At 53.4% G+C, this 20,997-nt stretch carries 18 protein-coding genes; 14 read left to right on the top strand and 4 right to left on the bottom strand.

Features of this window, described 5'->3' with window-relative positions; translation table 11 throughout:
* Nucleotides 1–39: 39 nt before the first annotated feature.
* On the bottom strand, nt 40–1,491 hold the full coding sequence (locus BMX22_RS09320; protein ID WP_074742205.1) for a hypothetical protein: 1,452 nt from the start codon (nt 1,489–1,491) through the stop codon (nt 40–42).
* Nucleotides 1,492–1,756: 265 nt separating this feature from the next.
* Between BMX22_RS09320 and BMX22_RS09315 the strand changes: the two genes are divergently transcribed.
* The 13 genes from BMX22_RS09315 (at nt 1,757) to BMX22_RS09255 (ending at nt 15,224) form a co-directional block, all read left to right on the top strand.
* Complete coding sequence (locus BMX22_RS09315) at nt 1,757–2,530, top strand: alpha/beta fold hydrolase (RefSeq protein WP_074742204.1); 774 nt, start codon at nt 1,757–1,759, stop codon at nt 2,528–2,530.
* Between the two features lie 2 nt (nt 2,531–2,532).
* Nucleotides 2,533–2,934 carry a hypothetical protein gene (locus BMX22_RS09310; protein WP_074742203.1) on the top strand — a complete coding sequence of 134 codons (402 nt, stop codon included), beginning with the start codon at nt 2,533–2,535 and terminating at the stop codon, nt 2,932–2,934.
* Nucleotides 2,935–2,945: 11 nt separating this feature from the next.
* On the top strand, nt 2,946–4,631 hold the full coding sequence (locus tag BMX22_RS09305) for a Mur ligase family protein (RefSeq protein WP_074742202.1): 1,686 nt from the start codon (nt 2,946–2,948) through the stop codon (nt 4,629–4,631).
* Nucleotides 4,632–4,771: 140 nt separating this feature from the next.
* A complete protein-coding gene (locus tag BMX22_RS09300; protein WP_074742201.1) occupies nt 4,772–5,956 on the top strand; it encodes a D-alanine--D-alanine ligase family protein in 1,185 nt (394 codons plus the stop codon).
* A gap of 326 nt (nt 5,957–6,282) precedes the next feature.
* The gene (locus BMX22_RS09295; protein ID WP_074742200.1) at nt 6,283–6,879 is read left to right on the top strand and encodes a sugar O-acetyltransferase; all 597 of its coding nucleotides are present in this window, start codon (nt 6,283–6,285) and stop codon (nt 6,877–6,879) included.
* A 17-nt stretch (nt 6,880–6,896) separates the two neighbouring features.
* Complete coding sequence (locus tag BMX22_RS09290; protein WP_074742199.1) at nt 6,897–7,838, top strand: LysR family transcriptional regulator; 942 nt, start codon at nt 6,897–6,899, stop codon at nt 7,836–7,838.
* A 353-nt stretch (nt 7,839–8,191) separates the two neighbouring features.
* Nucleotides 8,192–9,031, top strand: coding sequence for a sulfide/dihydroorotate dehydrogenase-like FAD/NAD-binding protein (locus BMX22_RS09285; protein ID WP_074742198.1), 840 nt, complete (start codon nt 8,192–8,194; stop codon nt 9,029–9,031).
* Between the two features lies 1 nt (nt 9,032).
* Complete coding sequence (gltA, locus tag BMX22_RS09280; RefSeq protein ID WP_074742197.1) at nt 9,033–10,418, top strand: NADPH-dependent glutamate synthase; 1,386 nt, start codon at nt 9,033–9,035, stop codon at nt 10,416–10,418.
* Nucleotides 10,419–10,603: 185 nt separating this feature from the next.
* A complete protein-coding gene (gene purB / locus BMX22_RS09275; protein ID WP_074742196.1) occupies nt 10,604–12,043 on the top strand; it encodes an adenylosuccinate lyase in 1,440 nt (479 codons plus the stop codon).
* A 196-nt stretch (nt 12,044–12,239) separates the two neighbouring features.
* On the top strand, nt 12,240–13,067 hold the full coding sequence (locus tag BMX22_RS09270) for a hypothetical protein (RefSeq protein ID WP_074742195.1): 828 nt from the start codon (nt 12,240–12,242) through the stop codon (nt 13,065–13,067).
* Between the two features lies 1 nt (nt 13,068).
* Nucleotides 13,069–13,572: a ribosome maturation factor RimM gene (gene rimM / locus BMX22_RS09265; protein ID WP_074742194.1), complete on the top strand. Its 504-nt coding sequence runs from the start codon at nt 13,069–13,071 to the stop codon at nt 13,570–13,572.
* A gap of 10 nt (nt 13,573–13,582) precedes the next feature.
* Nucleotides 13,583–14,278 carry a tRNA (guanosine(37)-N1)-methyltransferase TrmD gene (trmD, locus tag BMX22_RS09260; protein WP_074742193.1) on the top strand — a complete coding sequence of 232 codons (696 nt, stop codon included), beginning with the start codon at nt 13,583–13,585 and terminating at the stop codon, nt 14,276–14,278.
* 673 nt (nt 14,279–14,951) lie between these two features.
* Complete coding sequence (locus BMX22_RS09255; RefSeq protein ID WP_074742192.1) at nt 14,952–15,224, top strand: HPr family phosphocarrier protein; 273 nt, start codon at nt 14,952–14,954, stop codon at nt 15,222–15,224.
* A gap of 62 nt (nt 15,225–15,286) precedes the next feature.
* On the opposite strand, the gene spoIVB is transcribed toward BMX22_RS09255, so the two are convergent.
* Nucleotides 15,287–16,492, bottom strand: coding sequence for a SpoIVB peptidase (gene spoIVB, locus BMX22_RS09250; RefSeq protein WP_074742191.1), 1,206 nt, complete (start codon nt 16,490–16,492; stop codon nt 15,287–15,289).
* 121 nt (nt 16,493–16,613) lie between these two features.
* Between spoIVB and BMX22_RS09245 the strand changes: the two genes are divergently transcribed.
* A complete protein-coding gene (locus BMX22_RS09245) occupies nt 16,614–17,117 on the top strand; it encodes a hypothetical protein (protein WP_074742190.1) in 504 nt (167 codons plus the stop codon).
* Between the two features lie 295 nt (nt 17,118–17,412).
* Here the strand turns inward: BMX22_RS09245 and BMX22_RS09240 are convergent, their stop codons facing one another.
* Nucleotides 17,413–19,839: an ABC transporter substrate-binding protein gene (locus tag BMX22_RS09240; RefSeq protein WP_074742189.1), complete on the bottom strand. Its 2,427-nt coding sequence runs from the start codon at nt 19,837–19,839 to the stop codon at nt 17,413–17,415.
* A gap of 33 nt (nt 19,840–19,872) precedes the next feature.
* A complete protein-coding gene (locus BMX22_RS09235; protein ID WP_074742188.1) occupies nt 19,873–20,994 on the bottom strand; it encodes an ABC transporter permease in 1,122 nt (373 codons plus the stop codon).
* Between the last annotated feature and the right edge of the window lie 3 nt (nt 20,995–20,997).

Below are 20,997 nucleotides of genomic sequence, written 5' to 3'. Positions count from 1 at the left end.
TATCTGATAGCAGTTTCCGCGTGTACACACGTGTTTGACCTACTTGAACCAATACAGCTTCTCGGGCAGCCCGCGACCTGTACTGAAGCCGTTATCGCTGCGCTCGGGCTGCCCCATACCGAGCAGATACGTCGTATCGCCGCTCGCAGCTTTCACGTACTGCGAAGCGCGTTCAAGCGTATACACCGTTCCCAGCTTGGGGATGAGCATTTCCAGTTTGTAAGCCGATTGATAGCTGTAGCCCATGTCCGTAGTTGATACCGCACCTATCATCATAAGGGCGTCCACCGTCTGGAAATCATCTCCCCATCCGCCGCTGTAGGCATCGAACTTCATCTTGAGGTGTTCACGGTTGGCAATGTCGTAGGTGTGGAGGTAATCGCGGCTGTAGTCGTTATCCTCGACGATGCAGACCATATCCTTCCAGAGGTACAGCCCCGAAAATTTCACAAGGTCGGTGGAAAGCGTGTAATACTGAGTTTTCACGGTTATCGGGACCCATTTTTCGCCGTCGAAGCCGCCCGTCACCTCCGCAGGCACACCGTCGCAGAGGTATTCGGTCTCCGTGCTGACAGCCTCGGGAGCCTCGGGAGGCTCGTAGTCGTGCAGCTCGCCTGTCGTAAAGTCGTACTCCTCCATGCGGGACTCGTCCGATATCTGCTCAGTAACGGCTTTGTGTAAGAAAAAGCCTTTTTCGGTCTCGACCATACCGAAAACGCTCGTGCCGATATCGAAGAGTTTCTTCTCCTCGCCGCTCTCGGGGTCAATGGAGTAGACGGATGTCGTATTTGAGCCGCCTGTCAGTATTGTTTCGACGCTGTCATCGCTTCCCATATAATAGATGTAGGATTCTTCGTTGTCTGCGCCGATATGGGTTGTATCGTAGTAGATTAGCCTGCCATGAGCTGTCGTCAGCCCGCAGAAGCAGCCGTTGTATTCAAGACCCGTGTGCCTTACGAGCTCCTTTATCTCGCCTGTTTCCGCGTCGATGGAGTAGAGCGACGAGTCATGGCAGCCGCACAGGTCGTCGAAATTGACAGCTATGTAGAACTTACCGTCGAGGAAGACGCCGCTCTGAAACATTCCCTTGCACTTTTTTTCGAGGAAAGTGTCGGGCTCGTTCACGGATTTGTAAACTCCTTCCATGGTCCAGCTCCCGTTGTTCAGGTATTTCTCGTACAAGTCCTTGTCCTTGCAGGGGGAGCATCTCTCCCCGAAGTCGAAGCCGCTGAGGTCGAGGGAGTTCAGCTCCACGGGCGGAGCTGTGTCCGTTTTATCCATTGCGATATCCACGGGCGCGAAGTCAGCGTCCGTGAGCTCGGGCGGCGGCAGCTCGGTGAGAGCGGTCATGTCGCCGTCTGCGGGTATATCCTCCGCGGCGGTAACGGGAGCAGTAACGTCGACGGGCTCGCTATTGTCGGGCTTGTCCTCGCAGGAACAGAGCCCGCAGAGCAGGACTGCGGCAGTCAGAAAAGCGGTATATCTGTTCATAAAAAAACCTCCTTTTAGGTAGACATACCTATAGTATCATATATAAGTGATTTTCAGAGGCAAAATAGACGAAAAATTTTGAAACTTTGTATGACTGCACAAATCAGCGACATACTTTTTATGCATTATGAACTATTTGCAGCTGCTGTCTTAAAATTGCGCAAAATAATTGACACCGATAATGTGTTATGCTATAATAAATATGTATATGCGGTCACGCATACATCATATTATATGATACAGACAACAAAAACGGAGATAGAAAATGGTAAAAACTATTAACGGACTAAAGATAAACTACGAGGAGAAGGGGGAGGGCGACCTCATCGTCCTGCTTCACGGCTGGGGGAGCAATATCAAGCTCTTCGCCAACCTCATCGACCTCCTCGCAAAGAAATACAGGGTAGTCGCCATGGATATGCCGGGCTTCGGCGAGAGCGACGAGCCCAAGGAGGTCTGGGACGTCGGCAGCTACGTCGATTTCGTCATCGACTTCATCAAGGACTACGGCGTCAGCGAGGTAATGCTCCTCGGGCACAGCTTCGGCGGACGCGTCATCATCAAGATGCACAGCCGCGAGAGCCTGCCCTTCAAGGTCACGAAGGTGATACTTGTGGACAGCGCAGGCATCATGCCTCCCAAGACCAAGAAAAAGAGCTGGCGTACACGTTATTACAAAATGGGCAAGGCGGTGCTCTCCACGGGGCTCGCGAAGAAGATAGCCCCCGACGCGCTCGAGAACTTCCGCAAGAAGATGGGAAGCGCGGACTACGCAGCAGCCTCACCGATGATGAGACAGGTCATGGTAAAGGTCGTGAACGAAGACCTCGAACCGTATCTGCCGAATATCAAGTGCCCGACGCTGCTCGTGTGGGGCGTGAATGACACGGCAACACCGCTCTCGGACGGCGAGAAAATGGAGAAGCTGATACCCGATGCAGGGCTTGTAAAGCTCGAAAATGCGGGACATTACTCCTTCCTTGAGCAGCAGTTCATCTTCAACCGCGTGATGTGCTCGTTCATGAAGATAGAGGAATAATTATGGAAATTGTCAGATTTCCCGACAGCGAGGCGGTAGCCTCCGCGATACGGGACAACGAGCCGCTCATGGCGGTCATAGCGTTCGACGGCACAAAGGCTGTCGTATCGCAGCTCGACGATGCTGTCGAGCACCATATACTGCTGATGAAGGCAGGATACAGAGACACTGATATCGACCGTTTCTTCCGCATCGTCTTTGACAGAGACGGCGCGGACTGGATGTTCGTGTGCCCGCCCGATTACAAGGACATCCCCTTCAAGGATAAGCGCATCCGCGCATTCTACAGGGACGGGCTCGGCGTTATCGGCGATTTTTTGCAGGAAATGGGCTATATCACGGGTATAAGTATCCCGAAACGCTACAGCAGACATCTTGACGTGCTCTCTGAGGACGTTTATTAAGGAGACTTCTGATGAATATAATTATATGGCTGGTGTTCGCGGCAGTAACGCTGCTTGCGACAGTATTTCTGGGGCTGAGGGAGTTCCATATGCTCCAGCTCAACGGCTACAAGACCCCCGAGCATTCGTGGTGGATGAAGAAGAACTTCAAGCGCTATATACCGCTGATACTGTTGTTTATCGGGCAGTTCACACTGCTGGCGTTCCCTGTGATACGCAGGGGCGGCGGAGTCGGCGATATGGAGGAGCTCAATGCCAAAATAGTTACGGGTATCGTGGCTCTTCTCGGCGTGATGAACCTCGTCATTGCACTGCTCAACAAACCAGGCAAGAAGTTCAAGAAGCCCTTCAAGTATACGGCGCGCGTAAAGCGTATGCTCACGACGTTCTTCATACTCATTGCGATAATCATTGCGGGAGCGTACTTCGCCGCCGACAGGGTGCAGCTCTACGGAGCAGGCAGCACAACGGGTCGGCTGTACTTGTGGACTCATACCTACCACGTGAATTTGCTGCCGTATATCCTCGTCGGCTCTGCACTGTATCTCACACCGCTGCTTGTGCCGCTCTCGAACCTCATAAACAAGCCAATTGAGACAGCTATCAACAACTGGTACATCAACGACGCGAAGAAAAAGCTCGCCGCCATGCCTGACCTCCACAAAGTAGGCATCACGGGCAGCTACGGCAAGACGAGCATGAAGTTCTACCTCAGCGAGCTGCTTTCATCGCAGTACGAAACGCTGAAAACTCCCGAGAGCTTCAATACTCCCATGGGCGTGACGATAACCGTCCGCCGCGACCTCAAGCCCACGCACGAATACTTCATCTGCGAGATGGGCGCGAGACGAGTTCACGAAATTGCCGAGCTCTGCGGCATCGCGAATCCGCACGACGGCATCATCACCTCCGTCGGACCGCAGCACCTCGAGACATTCGGTTCGATAGAGAACGTCGTGAATACGAAGTTCGAGCTCGCCGACTGCGTGAAGAAAAACGGCGGAAAGATATACCTCAACTACGATAACGAGCTCATACGAGCAAAGGTCAGCGAGTACCCGAATGCCGTCACCTACGGCACCTCCGAGGGCAGTATGTGGCGCGGCTCTGACGTCACGGTCTCCGACCGCGGCACCGAGTTCACGGTCACAGCTCCCGACGGCAAAAGCTGCCGCTTCGGTACGAAGCTTCTCGGCGAGCACAGCGTCCAGAACCTGCTCGGAGCTATCGCATACGCGTGCGGCACGGGCATACCGATGGAGAAGCTCGTCCTTCCCGTGAAGCGCATAGCGGCTGTACCGCACAGACTTCAGCTCCTCGACAAGGGCGGCGGAGTCACCTACATCGACGACGCATACAACTCCAACCCGAGCGGCTGTCGGGCGGCTCTTGCGGTGCTCGGGCTCTTCGACGCCTGCCGCATACTCGTCACCCCTGGTATGGTCGAGCTCGGCGCAAAGCAGGAGGAGCTCAATTTTGAGTTCGGTCAGGAGGCAGCAAAGGCGTGCGATTACATAGTCCTCGTCGGCAAGGCTCAGACTCAGCCGATATACGACGGCATCAAGGACGCGGGCTTCGACATGGAAAAGGTGTACGTCGCGGACGGGCTCAATGACGCCCTCGCAAAGGCGAATTCCTACCCCACCGACAAGAAGAAGGTCGTCCTCCTCGAGAACGATTTGCCCGATAATTATTGATAATAAGCCGTTAGCTATTAGCCTTTAGCCATTAGCTTGCGGTATCGCTTCGCGATAAAATCTGAAAATGTATCGAGGAACTATAGCTAACGGCTAATGGCTAACAGCTAAAGGCTCGAATTATAAAGGAGAGGTTACTTATGAAGATAAACTTAGCGGTAATTTTCGGCGGAAGAAGCGTCGAGCACGAAGTCTCGGTCATTTCCGCAGTTCAGGCAATGGCAAGCATGGACAAGGAAAAGTACAACATCATCCCCGTCTATATGACAAAGAAGAGCGAATTCTGGACGGGCGAGAAGCTCATGGACATCAACAGCTTCAAGGACATCCCCGCTCTGCTCAAGGAATGCACCGAGTGCGTATTCGTCCGCAGCGAGGGCAAGGTACAGCTCATACGCCAGAAGATAAAGAAATTCGGCTCGAACCTCATCTCCGACGTTGATATCGCATTCCCGATAGTTCACGGCACAAACGTTGAGGACGGAGCTCTTCAGGGCTATTTGCAGACTCTCGACCTGCCTTATGTCGGCTGCGACGTGCTCGCCTCGGCTGTGGGAATGGACAAATTCGTAATGAAGATACTGCTCAAGGACGCGGGCTTCCCCGTGCTCGACTGCTGCCGATTCTCGTCGTTCGACCTCGACAAGATAGACGATATGGTCGCACAGGTCGAGAGCAAGTTCGGCTACCCCGTCATTGTAAAGCCGATAAACCTCGGTTCGAGCGTCGGCATCTCGAAGGGCAAGGACAGAGACAGCCTCATCAGGTCGATAGAGGAGGCATTTGAGTTCGCAGACCGTATCCTTATCGAGCCCTGCGTTACAAACCTCAAGGAGATAAACTGCTCCGTCCTCGGAGACAGCGAGTCCGCGGAGGCTTCCGTCTGCGAGGAGCCCGTACAGGCGAGCGACGACGATATCCTCAGCTACGAGCAGAAGTATGTCGGCGGAGGCAAGGGCGGCAGCAAGGGCATGGCTACCCTGAAGCGCAAGATACCTGCCGATATCACTCCCGAGCAGGACGAATTCATCCGCAAGACTGCCGTAGACGCCTTCCGCTATCTCGGCTGCAACGGTGTTACGCGTATCGACTTTATGATAGATATGGACACCGACAAGGTCTACATCAACGAGATAAACACTATCCCTGGCTCGCTCGCATTCTATCTCTGGGAGCCGAAGGGCGTGAAGTACCGCGAGCTCCTCGAGCGCATGATACAGCTTGCGATGAAGCGTCACAGACAGTCCGCGAAGATAAGCTACACATTTGATACGAATATTCTTTCAATGGGCGGGAGCTTCGGCTCGAAGGGCTCAAAGAGGTAATCAGAGCTCAGAAAAAGCCGTTAGCCTTTAGCCATTAGCCTTTAGCTTATGGTATCGTCTGACAGCGATGAATATTAAAAAATGATTTGCGCACTGTTTGTAGGGGCGGCGTCCCGCCGCCCGTGATACCGATTGCGTTTGCTTGCGGGCGACGGAACGTCGCCCCTACATGGATAATCATTACCGTAACAATTTGTAGGGGGCGATGCCTACATCGCCCCGTCCGCCATTACGATTTATGCGGGCGGATAATATCCGCCCCTACAATTCCAAAATCATCGGCGAAGCCGATACCACAATTACGCATTAATAAAGGAGGGTTAATTATGACCGAAAAGGAAAAACAGCAGGCAGGCGAACTCTATTTCGCAGGCGACAAGGAGCTCCACGACGAACGTGTCAAGGCAAAGAAGCTCTGTGCGGAGTACAACGCCATCGAGTACAACGACTACCAGAAGAGAGAGAGGCTTCTTGACAGACTGCTCGCTCTGCGCGGCGAGAACACCGTAGTTGAGCCCAATTTCTTCTGCGACTACGGCTACAACATCATAATCGGCGACAACTTCTACGCCAACCACAACCTCGTTATCCTTGACTGTGCGGAGGTCACCTTCGGCAACAACGTGTTCATAGGTCCGAACTGCGGCTTCTACACGGCAGGGCATCCCATTGACGCCGCTCAGCGCAACAGCGGGCTTGAATACGCAAAGCCGATAAAGGTCGGGAATGACGTATGGATAGGCGGTAACGTCTGCGTAATGCCTGGCGTGACTATCGGCGACAACGTCGTTATCGCAGGCGGCAGCGTCGTGAACAAGGATATCCCCTCGGGTACTGTGGCTGCGGGAAATCCCTGCAAGGTCATAAGAAACATCGGCGAGGATAAGCCCTCCGAGGCGCAGAAGTCCGACAAGAAGAAGTAAACACAGAGAGGAGCGCTATGAATACACTCCACTTCAAATACGCGGTAGAGATAGAGAAAACGCGCTCTATCACGCAAGCCGCCGAGAATCTGTATATGGCACAGCCGAACCTGAGCAAAGCTATCAAGGAGCTCGAGAATTCGCTCGGCATCACGATATTCCGCAGGACTTCCAAGGGCGTGATACCGACCGATCAGGGCATGAAGTTCCTTGCGTGTGCCAAGCAGATACTCATGCAGATAGACAATATGGAGGCTATCGGCTCGCCCGATAAGCCCCGTGAGCGTAAAATGCGCATATCCGTGCCGCGCGCGGGATACATCTCGAAGGCACTGTCGGAGTTCATCGCCGCGTCGGACGCCTCCGACGATATGGAGGTCTATTTCTGCGAGACGAACTCTCTGCGCACGATAGAGAATGTCCGCGACAACGGCTATAATTTCGGTATAATCCGCTTTAATGCGGCGCACGAGAAGTATTTCACGGACTATCTCGCCGAGAAAAATCTCGAAAGCCAGCTTTTGTGGGAGTTCGAGGAGCTCGCGGTGATGTCGGCGGAGCACCCCGCGGCAAATGAAGAGCTCACATACGGCGAGCTCTCCGCGCACTATGAGGAGGTCGCACAGGGCGACGAGGCGGTGCCGTATGTCCCGAGCGCCGTGGACAGGCTGTTTGCGAACAACCGCCCCGCAGATACGAAGGTGCGGCGCGTGTATATGTTTGACCGCGGGAGCGCGCTGGATTTTCTGCTGACAGTGCCGACCTCGTTCATGCTGGATTCGCCCGTCCCCGAGAGCTTGTGCGGCAAGTACGGGCTTGTGCAGAAGAGATGCGAGTTTGCGGACAACTGTTTCAGGGATATGCTGATATTCTCGGCAGGCAGGAAGCTTTCCGCAAGTGAGCTCGCCCTCGTGAACAAGCTCTACGAGGCACGCAATGAGGCGGCGTTTGCGAGATAATCGAAATTGTAGGGGCGAGTTCCGCTCGCCCGTCAGCATTTCATTTATTTGCGGGCGCCCGAAGGGCGCCCCTACGGAATGTTACCGTAAATATTCCGTATATTTGCGGGCAGATAATATCCGCCCCTACTGCGCGGAACGCCGAGGGCGGCGTTCCCTACGTCATTCAGCCGTCAGATTCGGACATTTGCGGACACGCAATGCGCGTCCCTACAAAGAAAACACTTGAAATTTGCGTTATTATATGTTATAATAACACGTATGCTATGCAATGCCTGTATCCGTGTCCGTCAACGGCGACGGCATGGAGATTCCCCGCATTGCAAATCCATTTGGTTAGAAGGTAAAAGACAATGTTTGAAATTCTTGAAAAGAAAAGTCTCAACCCTACTGTCACACTGATGAAGATATACGCCCCGAGAGTAGCCAGGAAGGCTGAGCCTGGACAGTTCATCATCCTCAGAACAGACAGCGAGGGCGAGCGCATACCGCTCACAGTAGCCGATTACGACCGCGAGAAGGGCACTATCACCATCATCTTCCAGATAGTCGGCGGCACAACCGAGAAGCTCAACCATATGAATGAGGGTGACTGCCTTCAGGACTTCGTCGGACCGCTCGGACGTCCTACCGAGACAGAGGGTCTGAAGAAGGTGGCTGTTGTCGGCGGAGGCGTTGGCTGTGCTATCGCATATCCCGTAGCAAAGAAGCTCCACGAGCTCGGCGTTGAGGTACATTCCATCGTCGGCTTCAGAAATAAAGACCTTGTTATCCTTGAGGACGAGTTCAGAGCCGCAAGCTCGAAGTTCGTGCTCATGAGCGACGACGGCACGGCAGGCGAGAAGGGACTCGTTACCGACGCCCTCAAGAAGCTCATCGAGAGCGGCGAGAAGTACGACCGCGTCATCACTATCGGACCGCTGATAATGATGAAGTTCGTCTGTCGTCTCACAAAGGAGTACGAGATACCCACTGTTGCTTCCATGAACCCCATTATGATAGACGGTACGGGAATGTGCGGCGGCTGTCGTCTGACTGTCGGCGGCGAGACAAAGTTCGCGTGCGTTGACGGTCCCGAGTTTGACGGTCACCTCATCGACTTCGACGAGGCTATGGCAAGAGGCGCTATGTACAAGCCCTTCGAGCGTCATGCCTACGAAGAAGCGTGCAATCTGTTCAAGGAGGTAAAGTGAAATGGCTAATATGTCTTTGAAGAAGAACGAGATGCCTGTTCAGGTTCCCGACGTCAGAAATAAGAACTTCTCCGAGGTAGCTCTCGGCTACACGGAGGAGCAGGCAATAGACGAGGCAAAGCGCTGCCTCAACTGCAAGAACAAGCCCTGTACTACAGGCTGTCCCGTACAGATAGATATCCCCGCATTCATAGCACAGGTAGCCGAAGGCAACTTTGCCGAGGCTTACAGGATAATCACACAGTCAAGCTCACTGCCCGCAGTCTGCGGAAGAGTATGTCCGCAGGAGAATCAGTGCGAGGGCAAGTGCGTCCGCGGCATCAAGGGCGAGCCCGTAGCTATCGGACGACTCGAGCGCTTCGTTGCCGACTGGCACAATGCACAGCCCGAGACTCCCGTTGAAAAGCCCGCTCCGAACGGTCACAAGGTAGCTATCATCGGCTCAGGTCCTTCGGGTCTTGCGTGCGCGGGCGACCTTGTCAAGAAGGGCTATGATGTTACTATATTCGAGGCGCTCCACGTTGCGGGAGGCGTCCTCTCCTACGGTATCCCCGAATTCCGTCTCCCCAAGGCTATCGTGCAGAAGGAGATAGAGGGACTGAAAGCACTCGGCGTCAAGGTCGAGACAAATACAGTAGTCGGCAGAACAGTTTCCGTTGACGAGCTCATGAAGGAGGAGGGCTTCGAGAGCGTATTCATCGGCTCGGGCGCAGGCCTCCCCAGATTCATGAATATCCCTGGTGAGAACCTCAGCGGTGTTTACTCCGCGAACGAATTCCTCACACGTATCAACCTCATGAAGGCTTACAAGGAAGGCAGCTCTACTCCCATAAAGGCAGGCAAGAGCGCAGTTATCGTAGGCGGCGGAAATGTTGCTATGGACGCAGCCCGCTGTGCAAAGCGTCTCGGCGCAGACGTTACTATCGTTTACCGCCGTACAGAGAAGGAGCTCCCCGCGCGTGCAGAGGAAGTCGAGCACGCAATGGAGGAGGGCATCAACTTCAAGTTCCTCACGAATCCCACCGAGATAACCGCCACCGAGGACGGCTGGGTAAAGGGCGTTATCTGCCAGCAGATGGAGCTTTCCGAGCCCGACGCATCGGGACGTGCAAAGCCTGTTCCGATAGAGGGCGCATTCTTCGAGATAGAGGCTGACTGCGTTATCATGTCGATAGGCACATCACCGAACCCGCTCATCAAGTCGACAACAGCAGGTCTTGACACACAGAAGTGGGGCGGCATCATCGCAGACGAGGACGGTCTTACCTCCAAGGAGGGCGTTTACGCAGGCGGCGACGCTGTCACGGGCGCAGCGACCGTTATACTCGCAATGGGTGCAGGCAAGAAGGCAGCGGCAGCAATGGACGAGTACCTTCAGAACAAGTAAAAGCTGAATATACATAACAAGGCGCACTGAGGGTGATCCCCCTCGGTGCGCTCTTTTTGTAGTGGGCTGTCTTTGGCAGCCCGCGATATGCACGGGTCTTGACATAACAGCTTGCATTTTTCATCGGGATATGATATAATTATAATAGAATATTATGCGTTTACGCACATAAAGGAGTTATTATAATGAGCGGTAACAGAAACAGCTACGAAAGTCCATTCTGCACACGTTATGCAAGTGAGGAAATGCAGTACATTTTCTCGGCAGATAAGAAGTTCACCACATGGCGCAAGCTTTGGGTAGCCCTTGCAAGAGCCGAAATGAAGCTTGGTCTTCCCGTGACGGAGGCGCAGGTAAAGCAGCTCGAGGAGCACGTGAACGATATCGACTACGAGGCAGCGGAGGCACGCGAGCGCATCACGCGCCACGACGTCATGGCTCATGTCTTCACATACGGACAGGCTTGCCCCGATGCCGCAGGCATCATCCACCTCGGAGCAACATCATGCTATGTCGGCGATAACACCGACGTTATCATCATGCGCGACGCTTTGCAGGTAGTCCGCCGCAAGCTTCTGAACGTAATGAACAACCTCGCCAAGTTTGCCGACGAGTACAAGAATATGCCCTGTCTGGCGTATACACACCTCCAGCCTGCACAGCTCACCACAGTCGGCAAGAGAGCGACGCTGTGGCTCAACGAGCTCCTCATGGATTTCGAGGACCTCGAGTACCGCATCTCTACCCTCAAGCTCCTCGGAAGCAAGGGCACTACGGGCACACAGGCATCATTTATGGAGCTCTTCGAGGGCGACACCGACAAGATAAAGCAGCTCGAGAAGATGATAGCGGAGGAAATGGGCTTTGATGCGGTAGTACCCGTATCGGGACAGACCTACTCGCGCAAGGTCGACTCCAAGGTGCTCGAGGTGCTCAGCGACATCGCCCAGTCTGCAAGCAAATTCTCGAACGATATGCGCATACTCCAGTCCTTCAAGGAGATGGAAGAGCCGCGTGAGAAGAAGCAGATAGGCTCGTCCGCGATGGCATACAAGCGCAACCCCATGCGCTGCGAGAGGATAACCTCGCTTGCGCGCTACGTGATGATAGACAGCCTCAATCCTGCGTTCACAGCGGGCACACAGTGGTTCGAGAGGACACTCGACGACTCCGCGAACAAGCGCATTTCCGTAGCCGAGGCATTCCTCGGAGTTGACGCTATCCTCAACATAATGATGAACGTGACCGACGGACTTGTCGTATACCCCGAGATGATACGCCGCCGCGTAATGGCAGAGCTGCCCTTCATGGCGAGCGAGAATATCATGATGGACGCTGTAAAGAAGGGCGGCAACCGTCAGGAGCTCCACGACCGCATCATGGACTACTCCATGGAGGCGGGCGCAAACGTAAAGGTGCGCGGACTTGACAACAATCTCTGCGAGCTCATTGAGGCTGACCCGATGTTCATGGTAACGAAGGAGGAGCTCGATGCAGTCCTCAAGCCCGAGAATTACGTCGGCAGAAGCCCCCAGCAGGTGGACGAGTTCCTTGCTGAGTGCATTAATCCGATACTCGAAGCAAACAAGGAGCTTCTCGGCGAAAACTTTGAGATGAAGAACTGAGCGCTTGAAGCATTGTAGGGGCGCATTACAGCAAAGCGCATATAGCATCGCAATCCAAATCAAAGATTTGGTGCGCTGTTTATCCGTGCGCCCGAGACCAAATCAAGATATGACGGGCGAGCGGAACTCGCCCCTACAGGATAATTCTATGTAGGGGACGCCGCCCTCGGCGTCCCGAAAGTGTAAAGGAATAATTATGAAAAAAGGTGCAAAAATAACCGTCGGCGTATTGGCGGCGCTGACTGTTCTCGGCGGTGCGGGCTTCTACCTCTCACAGACGCTCATCAAATGGAAATTGATGGAATATGAGATACTGCCCGTTTTCACGGACGGAGAAACTGTTACCGAGCCCTATCCCTACGCGGATATCGAAGTACCCGACGAATTCAGGGCGTGCTCGATAAAGGGCATCGACTTTGAGGCACCCGACGGGCTGTTCTGGATGTATCCCGATGTGACGGAGGGCTTGAAATCGGGGATTATCGTCGATAACGACAACGTTGAAAAGCGTGAACTCCTCGTCTGCGTCATGGACAAGGGCGAGCCTGAGGACGAAAACGGACCTGATATCGACCACTTCCGAGAAGTCGGCTTCTTCGACAAGCGCATGAACAAGGGACTGAAAAAGCTCGGATATGAGCCGCCCGAGAACTACCACGATATGATTTTCCTGTGCGAGACCTTCGACTATAAGAAGTGCAATAAGTTCTCGCCCTCCGAGGTCAACGCGATGTATAAGCTCATGGAGCTGAAGGCGATAATGGTTCCCTCAATGTTATTGTACAAGGGCGTTTCGGGAGATGAGAGCTATACCGAGGATGTCGAGGCTGAGCGCTACTACTACGACAACGGCAATATGAAGTCGTTCATCACGCAGACCACTGGCGAAAACGGCGCGTATGAGCTGAATCTTGAAGTTTACGACGTCAATGACCTCGACAACTGGCAGAATGTGATAATTCTCAGCAAGGACCCCGAGGTCGCACGGCAGATAGCCAAAACCGTTCAGATAGCGGAGGACTGAAATGAAGAAGGAATTTCTTGAAGCGGGCAAGATAGTCACGACCCACGGCATCCGCGGCGAGGTCAAGATAATGCCCTATACCGACACACCCGAGCTGCTCGCGGAGTTCGGCCGTCTGTTCATCGGAAAGGCGAAGGACGAGGTAGTTATCGAGCGTTCCCGCGTGTTCAAGAACATGGTCATTGCCAAGATAGAGGGCGTGGATACACCCGAGGCAGCCGAAAAACTGCGGAATAAGGTGCTGTATATGCACCGTGACGACCTCGAGCTCGACGACGGCACCTATTTTATACAAGACCTCATCGGCATGGAGGTGCGCGATGCCGACTCCGACGAGCTATATGGCGTCATCGACGACGTGATGCAGACGGGCGCAAACGACGTTTACGTCGTAAAATCGGGAGACAAGGAACTGCTTGTACCCGCGATAGCGGACGTAGTTATCTCCACGGACATCGACGGCAATGTGATGAAGATACGGCCACTCGACGGACTTTTTGACTGACGGAGGCCACATGAAGATAGAGATAGCAACACTTTTCCCGGAGATGTGCGAGGCAGTGCTCGGCGAGAGCATCGTGGGCAGGGCACGCAGGGCAGGGAAAATCGAGGTGCATTGCCGCCAGATACGCGAATATACGCAGGACAAGCACCGCCGCGTCGACGACACACCCTACGGCGGAGGCATGGGCATGGTAATGCAGTGCGAGCCGATATATAACTGTTATATGGCAGTCTGTGACGAAATGGGCAGCAAGCCGCATACAATATATATGTCGCCGAAGGGCAAGGTACTGACCCAGCAGAGGGCAGTCGAGCTCTCGAAAATGGACAATATCCTCATAATCTGCGGTCATTACGAGGGCGTAGACCAGCGCGTCATCGACAAGATAGTCGATGAGGAGCTCTCTATCGGCGATTACGTCCTCACAGGCGGGGAGCTTCCCGCAATGGTGCTGACCGACTGTGTAGCTCGTATGTGTGAGGGCGTGCTCTCGGACGACATCTGCTTCGAGGAGGAGAGCATATACAGCGGACTGCTCGAATATCCCCATTATACGCGCCCCGAGGTGTGGGAAGGGGAGAGCGTGCCGCCGATACTGCTGTCGGGGCACCACGCCAACATCGAGAAATGGCGTCATGAGCAGAGCCTTGAGCTCACGAAGGAGCGCCGCCCCGACTTGTATGAGGCGTATATTAATAAGGAATGACAAAGCAGGCAGTGTCTTCACTGCCTGCTTGGTTTATATAATGGTGCGATGTGCAAAAATACAGCGCGGGCGCTCGGAAAGCGCCCCTACAGAAATAGTTCGTTTTGTCTATGCTTGTAGGGGCGAGTTCTGCTCGCCCGAAAATGACTTGAGGGGATAAACAGGATTCAGATTTAAGCGGAAGCCTGATTTTTGATAGGCTCGCTATCAGCCGATTTATGGGCAGTTTCAGATAATTTAAGCGGAATAATTTAGCTAAACGCAATTTGATGGAACAGGACTTTTCGGGCGGATTTATAAGATAAAAAATTTATCCAGTTCTTACAATTGCTATATAATCTGAATATATCTCTATAGCAAATGCACATAAACAGGCTGTATAGTAGAAAATGCTTTTTCCTTTTAGCAAATGTAAACATATTCTTGCGGGGAAAATATACAGATTGAACAATAAAAATCCACTGTGATTTGTAGTGATAATTCACAAGCAACCTGTATAATTCTATCGGTCATTTAATCTAAATGTAGAATTTAGAGAAAACAATCACTTTTGAGACAAAAATGCGTTGACTATGAAAAAAAATGAATGTATAATAGATAACAGCAACGAAACAATTTGCATGAAACGCCCGCATAGCACACGGGCGACTACAGAGAATAGGAGAGTTGTATTATGTTTGTCAGAGAAGTAATGGTAAAAAATCAGGTAGGTCTCCACGCAAGACCGGCAACATTCTTCATTCAGAAGGCTAACGAGTTCAAGTCGTCTATCTGGATAGAGAAGGAAGAGCGCAGAGTCAATGCCAAGAGCCTGCTTGGAATCCTTTCCCTCGGTATCGTAGGCGGAACAAATGTAAAGGTCATCGCAGACGGTGCAGACGAGAGAGCAGCTGTTGACGCTCTTATCGAGCTTGTAGACAGCGGATTCAGCGAGGAAAACAGATAAAGAGATCCATTGGCACAAAATCGGGGCGTTACAGAAGTAACGCCCCTTGTTTTTGATATGGTCTACTGCGGACAGCCGAGCATATTTTCCGCGAAGATCGCGTATCCGCGCGTCGGATCGGAGACGAAAACGTGCGTCACAGCACCGATGAGCCTGCCGTCCTGAATAATGGGACTGCCGCTCATGCCCTGAACTATCCCGCCTGTTTTGGCGATGAGGTCGGGGTCGGTGATGTGGATGACCATATTTTTTGCAGAGTCCGAGCCGCTGAAGTCGACAGATTCTATTTCGGCGGAGTATTTCTTCGGGACAGAGCCGCAAACGGTCGCACAGACCTGCACCTCGCCCGTTGTGACGTCCTGACGGTAGCCGAGGGGGTATTCCTCAGCGCTGTCGGCAATGGCACAGAGCGCCTCGTCGGACATCCGTCCGTAAATGCCGCTCGGGCAGTTACGGTCGAGCACACCTATCACAGGCGAGCGCGTGAAACGACCGCGCAGCTCTCCCGCCTTGCCGCTTACGCCCTTGCGTGCTCCCGTTATCTCCACAGGGACAGCCTCGCCGCTCTGTATGGGTATGATCTCACCCGTATCCGTGTCGCAGACTGGGTGTCCGAGCCCCGCAAATTCGCCCGTATCCTTGTTTATATAGGTCAGCGTACCGATGCCCGCGATGCTGTCGCGCACCCACATACCGCCGCGCCATGTTTTAGCGCTCTCGGAGAATACGGGTCGGAGGCAAGTTGTCAGCTCCGCGCTGCCGCGTGTGAGCGACAGAGTAACTTCATCGCCGCCGCTGTCCGCGATAACGCGCTGCAAGTCGGCATTTGAGCTCAGCTCCACACCGTCCGCGAGCCGAATGATGTCCCCAACCTCTACCCCCGCGAGCTCGGCGGGACAGAGGTCATCGCCCGCGCAGTCGACCTTGCCCGTCGCTGTCACCATTACGCCTTCCATGAGCAGCTTCACGCCGAAGGGCGCACCGCCCGCAATGAGAGTAGGCGGCTCTTCGCGGCGGACGCTCACGCTCTTGACGGGTATCGCACCGAACAGCGAGAGGGTAGCCTTGTCAGACGCGCCGCGCGGCTCGGAGATGCTGCCGATGCAGTGCAGCTCGGGGTACTGCGCGAACTGCACGCTCTGAGCCGAGCCGACGGTCACGCTTTCGGGCAGGCGGAGCGAATAATAGCCCGCAGCACCGAATAAGCCGACGGCAGCCGCAGATAATACTACCGCAGCAGTTTTTTTGATTTTTACGAATAATTGCATTTTATAGTCCTTTCAGTCGGAAGCGCCCGACTAAAAATAGTATGTATCACAGTCTGCGCGATATGATTGTGAATTACTCACAGCAGAAGATATCCCTCAACAGTCGAACAGGAGTAAAAATATGGAAAAAAAGCGCCGAAACCCGCTTATTACAGTCCTGAAAGCGGTCATGCTCGTGCTGACAGCGGTTTACCCGTTGTTCATGGTGTGTATGTCGGGAGCGGGACTCATATACAACAGGGAAAGCTACGGCAGCGAGCTTGCTGCCGTGGGAGTTTTCCTCATAGTTTCGGGACTTGTCATGACACTCGGAGCGGTGCTCGCCCTGCCGAGGCGGAACCTTCCCAATATTGCAGCGATAGTGTGCTCGGTGAGCGGACTTGTGCTTTGTCTTGCAATGCTGTACATGCTCTGCACTCATGCGGATGCCGCAGGCTGGACCGACAAATTCGCTCTCACGCCGATAAGCGATATGTACCGCGCGAGGATACTGCCGTGTATTGCTCCCGCAGCGATAGCGGCGGTTGTGGCAGCGGTGCAGCTTTTCTCGTATGAAGCAGCCGAGGAGCGCAGGAAGCACCGTGAGCGCGAGGAAGCCCCCGCGCCGAAAATAATCGATGACTGAGTATAGTATACCACGAAAAGAACGCGAAATGCGTTCTTTTTTGTTGTGCGGTAAATTTGTAGGTGCGATTTCTGCTTGCTCGCAATATACGGAAAACTTGTAGGGAACGCTGCCCTCGGCGTTCCGCAAAAAATAACGGAAAACGCGTTGTAGGGGCGGATATTATCCGCCCCAAATATATGAACGGCATACACGGGCGCACGGATGCGCCCCTACACAAGGAAAGGGCTGCCCGAAAGGACAGCCCTTTCCCCTCATAAGGAGGTGGAGTTTATGAAATTGAAGATAGCGTAGGTTATGACTGCTCGCTGACCATGATAGATACACGGTTCTGGATTATCTCGGCAGTCTGCTTGGCGGTCTTCTCGCCCGCAAAATAGGCACTTATCTCTTCATGGACGATATCGTTCACTTCCGAGTCCCATATCGCCATACCATTCACCTTGGCATTGTAGATAGTATCCTTGATGAAATCGCGGTCTTCCTGGGAGAGGTTGGGGATAGTGACGGTCTCGTTGCCTACCTGAGCTTCATTGGCGTAATATTCTTTTTTGCCGCTCTCGTCAGTCATATACGGGTCTTTCATAGCCTCGTCGAGTCTTGACTCGAAAACCGACTTCAGAGCAGGAATGGTCCATAAGTTCTTGTTCTGGTACTCTTCGGTGAAGAACTTGCTTATGAAATTCCAGCACTCGTCCTTATTGGGCGAATCGCTGAGGATAGAGAAGTAAGAGCTCGGGTTCATGCACATACCGCAGCCGTCGGTCGAGGGATAGCCCACGAGAGTTATGTCCTCGCCGAATGTGACGGTCTTTTCTCTGTTATAGTTTCTGAGGTCATAGAAGTCGATACTGCCGATGAGCGACTTATCCTTTCTGATAGCTGTCTGCTGATCATCGTAGTATTTCTTGTACTGTTCCTCTGACATATTTTCCCAGTCGGGTTCTTCCTCTGTCTCGGGGAATTTGTTAGCAAATTCGAGTATCTTGATGAACTCGTCGGAATCGTAGCTGCAAGTACCTTTATTGTAGTCGACGAAGTTCATATTCTGAGAGAGCAGATCAAAAACACCACTCTTGGTGGAATCCCACTGTGTGAGTTTCGAGCCCTCGGGGAGCTTGTTGTAGGTCTCGATAAGGTCATCGACAGTCCAGTTCTCCTTGTCGCAGAGCTTTGTCTTTACGGCAAGAGTAGACATACTGAAGGAGGGAGTGAGCGAGTAGAGCTTGCCGTCCTCCTCGCAGGCACTGAGCAGCGGAGGCATGATGTCGTCCTTTGAGACAGCGCCGTCCTTGCCGAGGTAATCGTAGAGGTCAACGAAAATGTCCTTGTTGGAGAGCCCCTTTATAGCGGTAGGATCGGTGAAGAAGATCATATCGGGCGATTTGCCTGCGATGATGTCGAGCTTGAACTGTTTAGCGGGAGTATTGAGGTAGCTTTCGTTCTCCTCATCCCATTCGTAGTATTTGCTGTAGTCATTGATCTTGATGCGGTAATCCTCGCTTGTTCTGTTAAACGCGTTGACCTCGTTCGTGAAGTTGTTATCGCCGTAGACCACAGCGATAGTGATGAGGGTCTTATCGGCGAGCTCGGAGGCATCGCGCTCGGTAATGCGGTAGAATCCGTTAGCGGACGGGTCGGAGTAGTCATGGATATAGATGACGAACTCGTTGCTGCCCATGCTCATCACGCAGCGAACGCTGTCGCCGTTGAGGTCGGAGTCTATCCAGGAAGTGAGCTCCTCTATGGAGCCGTCGTCCTTTATGCCGTATAAACCGCCGTAGGTCGTGCCGTAGTAAGCGTAGTTGTCGTCGCCCGAGATGAGGGTGCTGACGTTGTCGTTATCGAGCCCCTTGATAGCGAGAGCGGTAGCATTGACCTTGAGCGACTCGATATCGAGCGTACCGATGTAGTTCTGGTCATTTGACCATGAAGTGAAGGCGATATTGCCGTCGGGAGTAGCACATATCGAGCCGAGCCACACATCTGCGGGGAATATCACCTCGTTGCCGAAGGTGCCGTCGGAATTGAGGATATGGTATGTCTCGTGCTCACCGCCTACATATGCGAGAGCGTGCTCGCTGTCGAGAGGAGTAACAGATCCGAGGTATGGTGTCACCATATCGCTGTCCGCGCCGTCCAGGAATTTGTCCATATTGACCTCAGCGTGCTTTATCTCCTTACCCGTGCTGTCGAAGGTATAGATATATGTCTTGCTTTCAGCGGCAGCCTGATAAGCGTCCCAGTCGAAGCTGTCGTAGTCGAAATCGGGGTCTTGCCAGTCGGGCTGCTTGAAATCGCCGTAATCGGTAATGGTAACGACCTCGTAGATAGTGCCGTCGAGAGCGGCAGCGATATTGCTGTATAATTCCGAGTTCTCGCCCATTTCGTAGTCAGTCTCTATCTCCTTGAAGTTCTCGAAGCTGAGGTCGGTGATGAACATTTTCGACACGCCGTTATCGTCGTTTCCAACGACGAGTACGTTTTCGGTGCTGCCGAGACGTGTAATGCTGTTGACATACGCGACATTCGGCAGGCTGCCGAACTGCTCGGCGCGGTAGGAGTGAGTGATGACGTCGGAAGCTGTCTGCTTGGGCTTTTCGGCAGTGCTGCCGTTTCCGCTGCCGTTGTTCATTCCCGGGAGCGAGCATGAAGCAGCCGAGAGGAGGCATACAGCTGCAAGTGAAGCAGCCATTGTTCTGAGTGCGTGGTTTCTTTTCATTTTCATTTTCCTTTCGTGGGGGATTGTGATGATTTATATGTTATCTTTCTTTTGTCTGCGGCGGTATAACGCCTTTTTATAAGCTTCTGCCAAAGCCGATACCAGCTTTCGTCCGCTTCTTTTCAGTAAGCGGGCGCCTTTCCATATCAGCCAGACAGCGGTGACCACGGGCAGCACGAAGCAGAACGTGCGCAGGAAGTATATCGGAGCGAGCTTGAATTCCGCGATACGCGAGGCATTCTCCCAGTACGGGTAGACCAGCGTATCCTTGCGGACAGCGAGGTCTGCACGCTTCCTGTAAGCCTTTATCATTTTCGAGGGCTTGAACCGCTCTGTATTGTTGACGACGGCGTAATTGCTGCCGCCGAAGCTTTCCTTGAAGTGTTTTTTGACCGTGTTGTAGGTGAAGTTCTCCACGGGGTCGAACATGATGCATTCGTAGCAGGTTATCTTCGTGAGTTTTTGCGGCGCGTCGCCGTTCTTGCTGTATCCGTCTGCGGTGTACTGCACCTGCGGGAGGCTCTCCGCGCCCTTGTACGAGACATAAACGCGCGGCTTTTCGTCTATCGTACGTTTTTCGTACTTGTCGGACGGGTCGTCGATGACAGCCGCGATATAGAACTGCACATCGTTGATGTAAATTAGCTGACCTGCCACATTTGACGAGCTGTAGAGCGAATACGCGAGCGAGCGCTCGATGACGGCACCGTCCTGCATGATGTCATTGTCGGTGAAGTAAGCACCGCTGAGCAGCTTGAAATCGCGGAAGAGGAAGAAATCTCCTCCAACGGCGGTGATATCGGCTTCACCCTTGCCCGTGGAATCGCAGGTGACATTGCCCGAGCCTATCGGCGTGCTGTAAGCGTCGGCAGTCTTGGGGAGCTTTCCGTCGGGAGCGTTGACGGCTGCGGTGAGCTCGGACTGAAGCTTCGCGCGCAGAGCATACATACCGTCGGTATTGAAGCCCGCATCCTCGGAGAAGAAGCAGCTCACCTGCGTGCTCCTGTCGTCCCTGTCCCATTTGTGCGCCGCGTAGTTATAGCTCTGCGAACGGGCTATCGCCCCGCCTGCGAGCGAGAGAGCGAGCGCGGCAGTGAGCGAGAGCGCATTTGCACCTGCTATCACGGCGTAAAGCAGTGGTTTTTTCAGTTTCATCGC

Origin of the sequence: Ruminococcus sp. YRD2003, assembly GCA_900109435.1 — a bacterium.
Taxonomy (GTDB): Bacteria; Bacillota; Clostridia; order Oscillospirales; family Ruminococcaceae; genus Ruminococcus; species Ruminococcus flavefaciens_G.
Note: the sequence above shows the minus strand (reverse complement) of the source record. Positions and strands in the feature narration are given on the sequence as shown.

Bases quoted from the DNA above. Each gene is read 5' to 3' on its own strand.
- gltA (WP_074742197.1), top strand. From the start codon at position 9,033: ATGGCTAATATGTCTTTGAAGAAGAACGAGATGCCTGTTCAGGTTCCC.
- BMX22_RS09235 (WP_074742188.1), bottom strand. From the start codon at position 20,994: ATGAAACTGAAAAAACCACTGCTTTACGCCGTGATAGCAGGTGCAAAT.
- BMX22_RS09295 (WP_074742200.1), top strand. From the start codon at position 6,283: ATGACCGAAAAGGAAAAACAGCAGGCAGGCGAACTCTATTTCGCAGGC.
- BMX22_RS09310 (WP_074742203.1), top strand. From the start codon at position 2,533: ATGGAAATTGTCAGATTTCCCGACAGCGAGGCGGTAGCCTCCGCGATA.
- BMX22_RS09285 (WP_074742198.1), top strand. From the start codon at position 8,192: ATGTTTGAAATTCTTGAAAAGAAAAGTCTCAACCCTACTGTCACACTG.
- trmD (WP_074742193.1), top strand. From the start codon at position 13,583: ATGAAGATAGAGATAGCAACACTTTTCCCGGAGATGTGCGAGGCAGTG.
- purB (WP_074742196.1), top strand. From the start codon at position 10,604: ATGAGCGGTAACAGAAACAGCTACGAAAGTCCATTCTGCACACGTTAT.
- BMX22_RS09320 (WP_074742205.1), bottom strand. From the start codon at position 1,491: ATGAACAGATATACCGCTTTTCTGACTGCCGCAGTCCTGCTCTGCGGG.
- BMX22_RS09270 (WP_074742195.1), top strand. From the start codon at position 12,240: ATGAAAAAAGGTGCAAAAATAACCGTCGGCGTATTGGCGGCGCTGACT.
- rimM (WP_074742194.1), top strand. From the start codon at position 13,069: ATGAAGAAGGAATTTCTTGAAGCGGGCAAGATAGTCACGACCCACGGC.
- BMX22_RS09315 (WP_074742204.1), top strand. From the start codon at position 1,757: ATGGTAAAAACTATTAACGGACTAAAGATAAACTACGAGGAGAAGGGG.
- BMX22_RS09290 (WP_074742199.1), top strand. From the start codon at position 6,897: ATGAATACACTCCACTTCAAATACGCGGTAGAGATAGAGAAAACGCGC.
- BMX22_RS09245 (WP_074742190.1), top strand. From the start codon at position 16,614: ATGGAAAAAAAGCGCCGAAACCCGCTTATTACAGTCCTGAAAGCGGTC.
- spoIVB (WP_074742191.1), bottom strand. From the start codon at position 16,492: ATGCAATTATTCGTAAAAATCAAAAAAACTGCTGCGGTAGTATTATCT.
- BMX22_RS09305 (WP_074742202.1), top strand. From the start codon at position 2,946: ATGAATATAATTATATGGCTGGTGTTCGCGGCAGTAACGCTGCTTGCG.
- BMX22_RS09300 (WP_074742201.1), top strand. From the start codon at position 4,772: ATGAAGATAAACTTAGCGGTAATTTTCGGCGGAAGAAGCGTCGAGCAC.
- BMX22_RS09255 (WP_074742192.1), top strand. From the start codon at position 14,952: ATGTTTGTCAGAGAAGTAATGGTAAAAAATCAGGTAGGTCTCCACGCA.
- BMX22_RS09240 (WP_074742189.1), bottom strand. From the start codon at position 19,839: ATGAAAAGAAACCACGCACTCAGAACAATGGCTGCTTCACTTGCAGCT.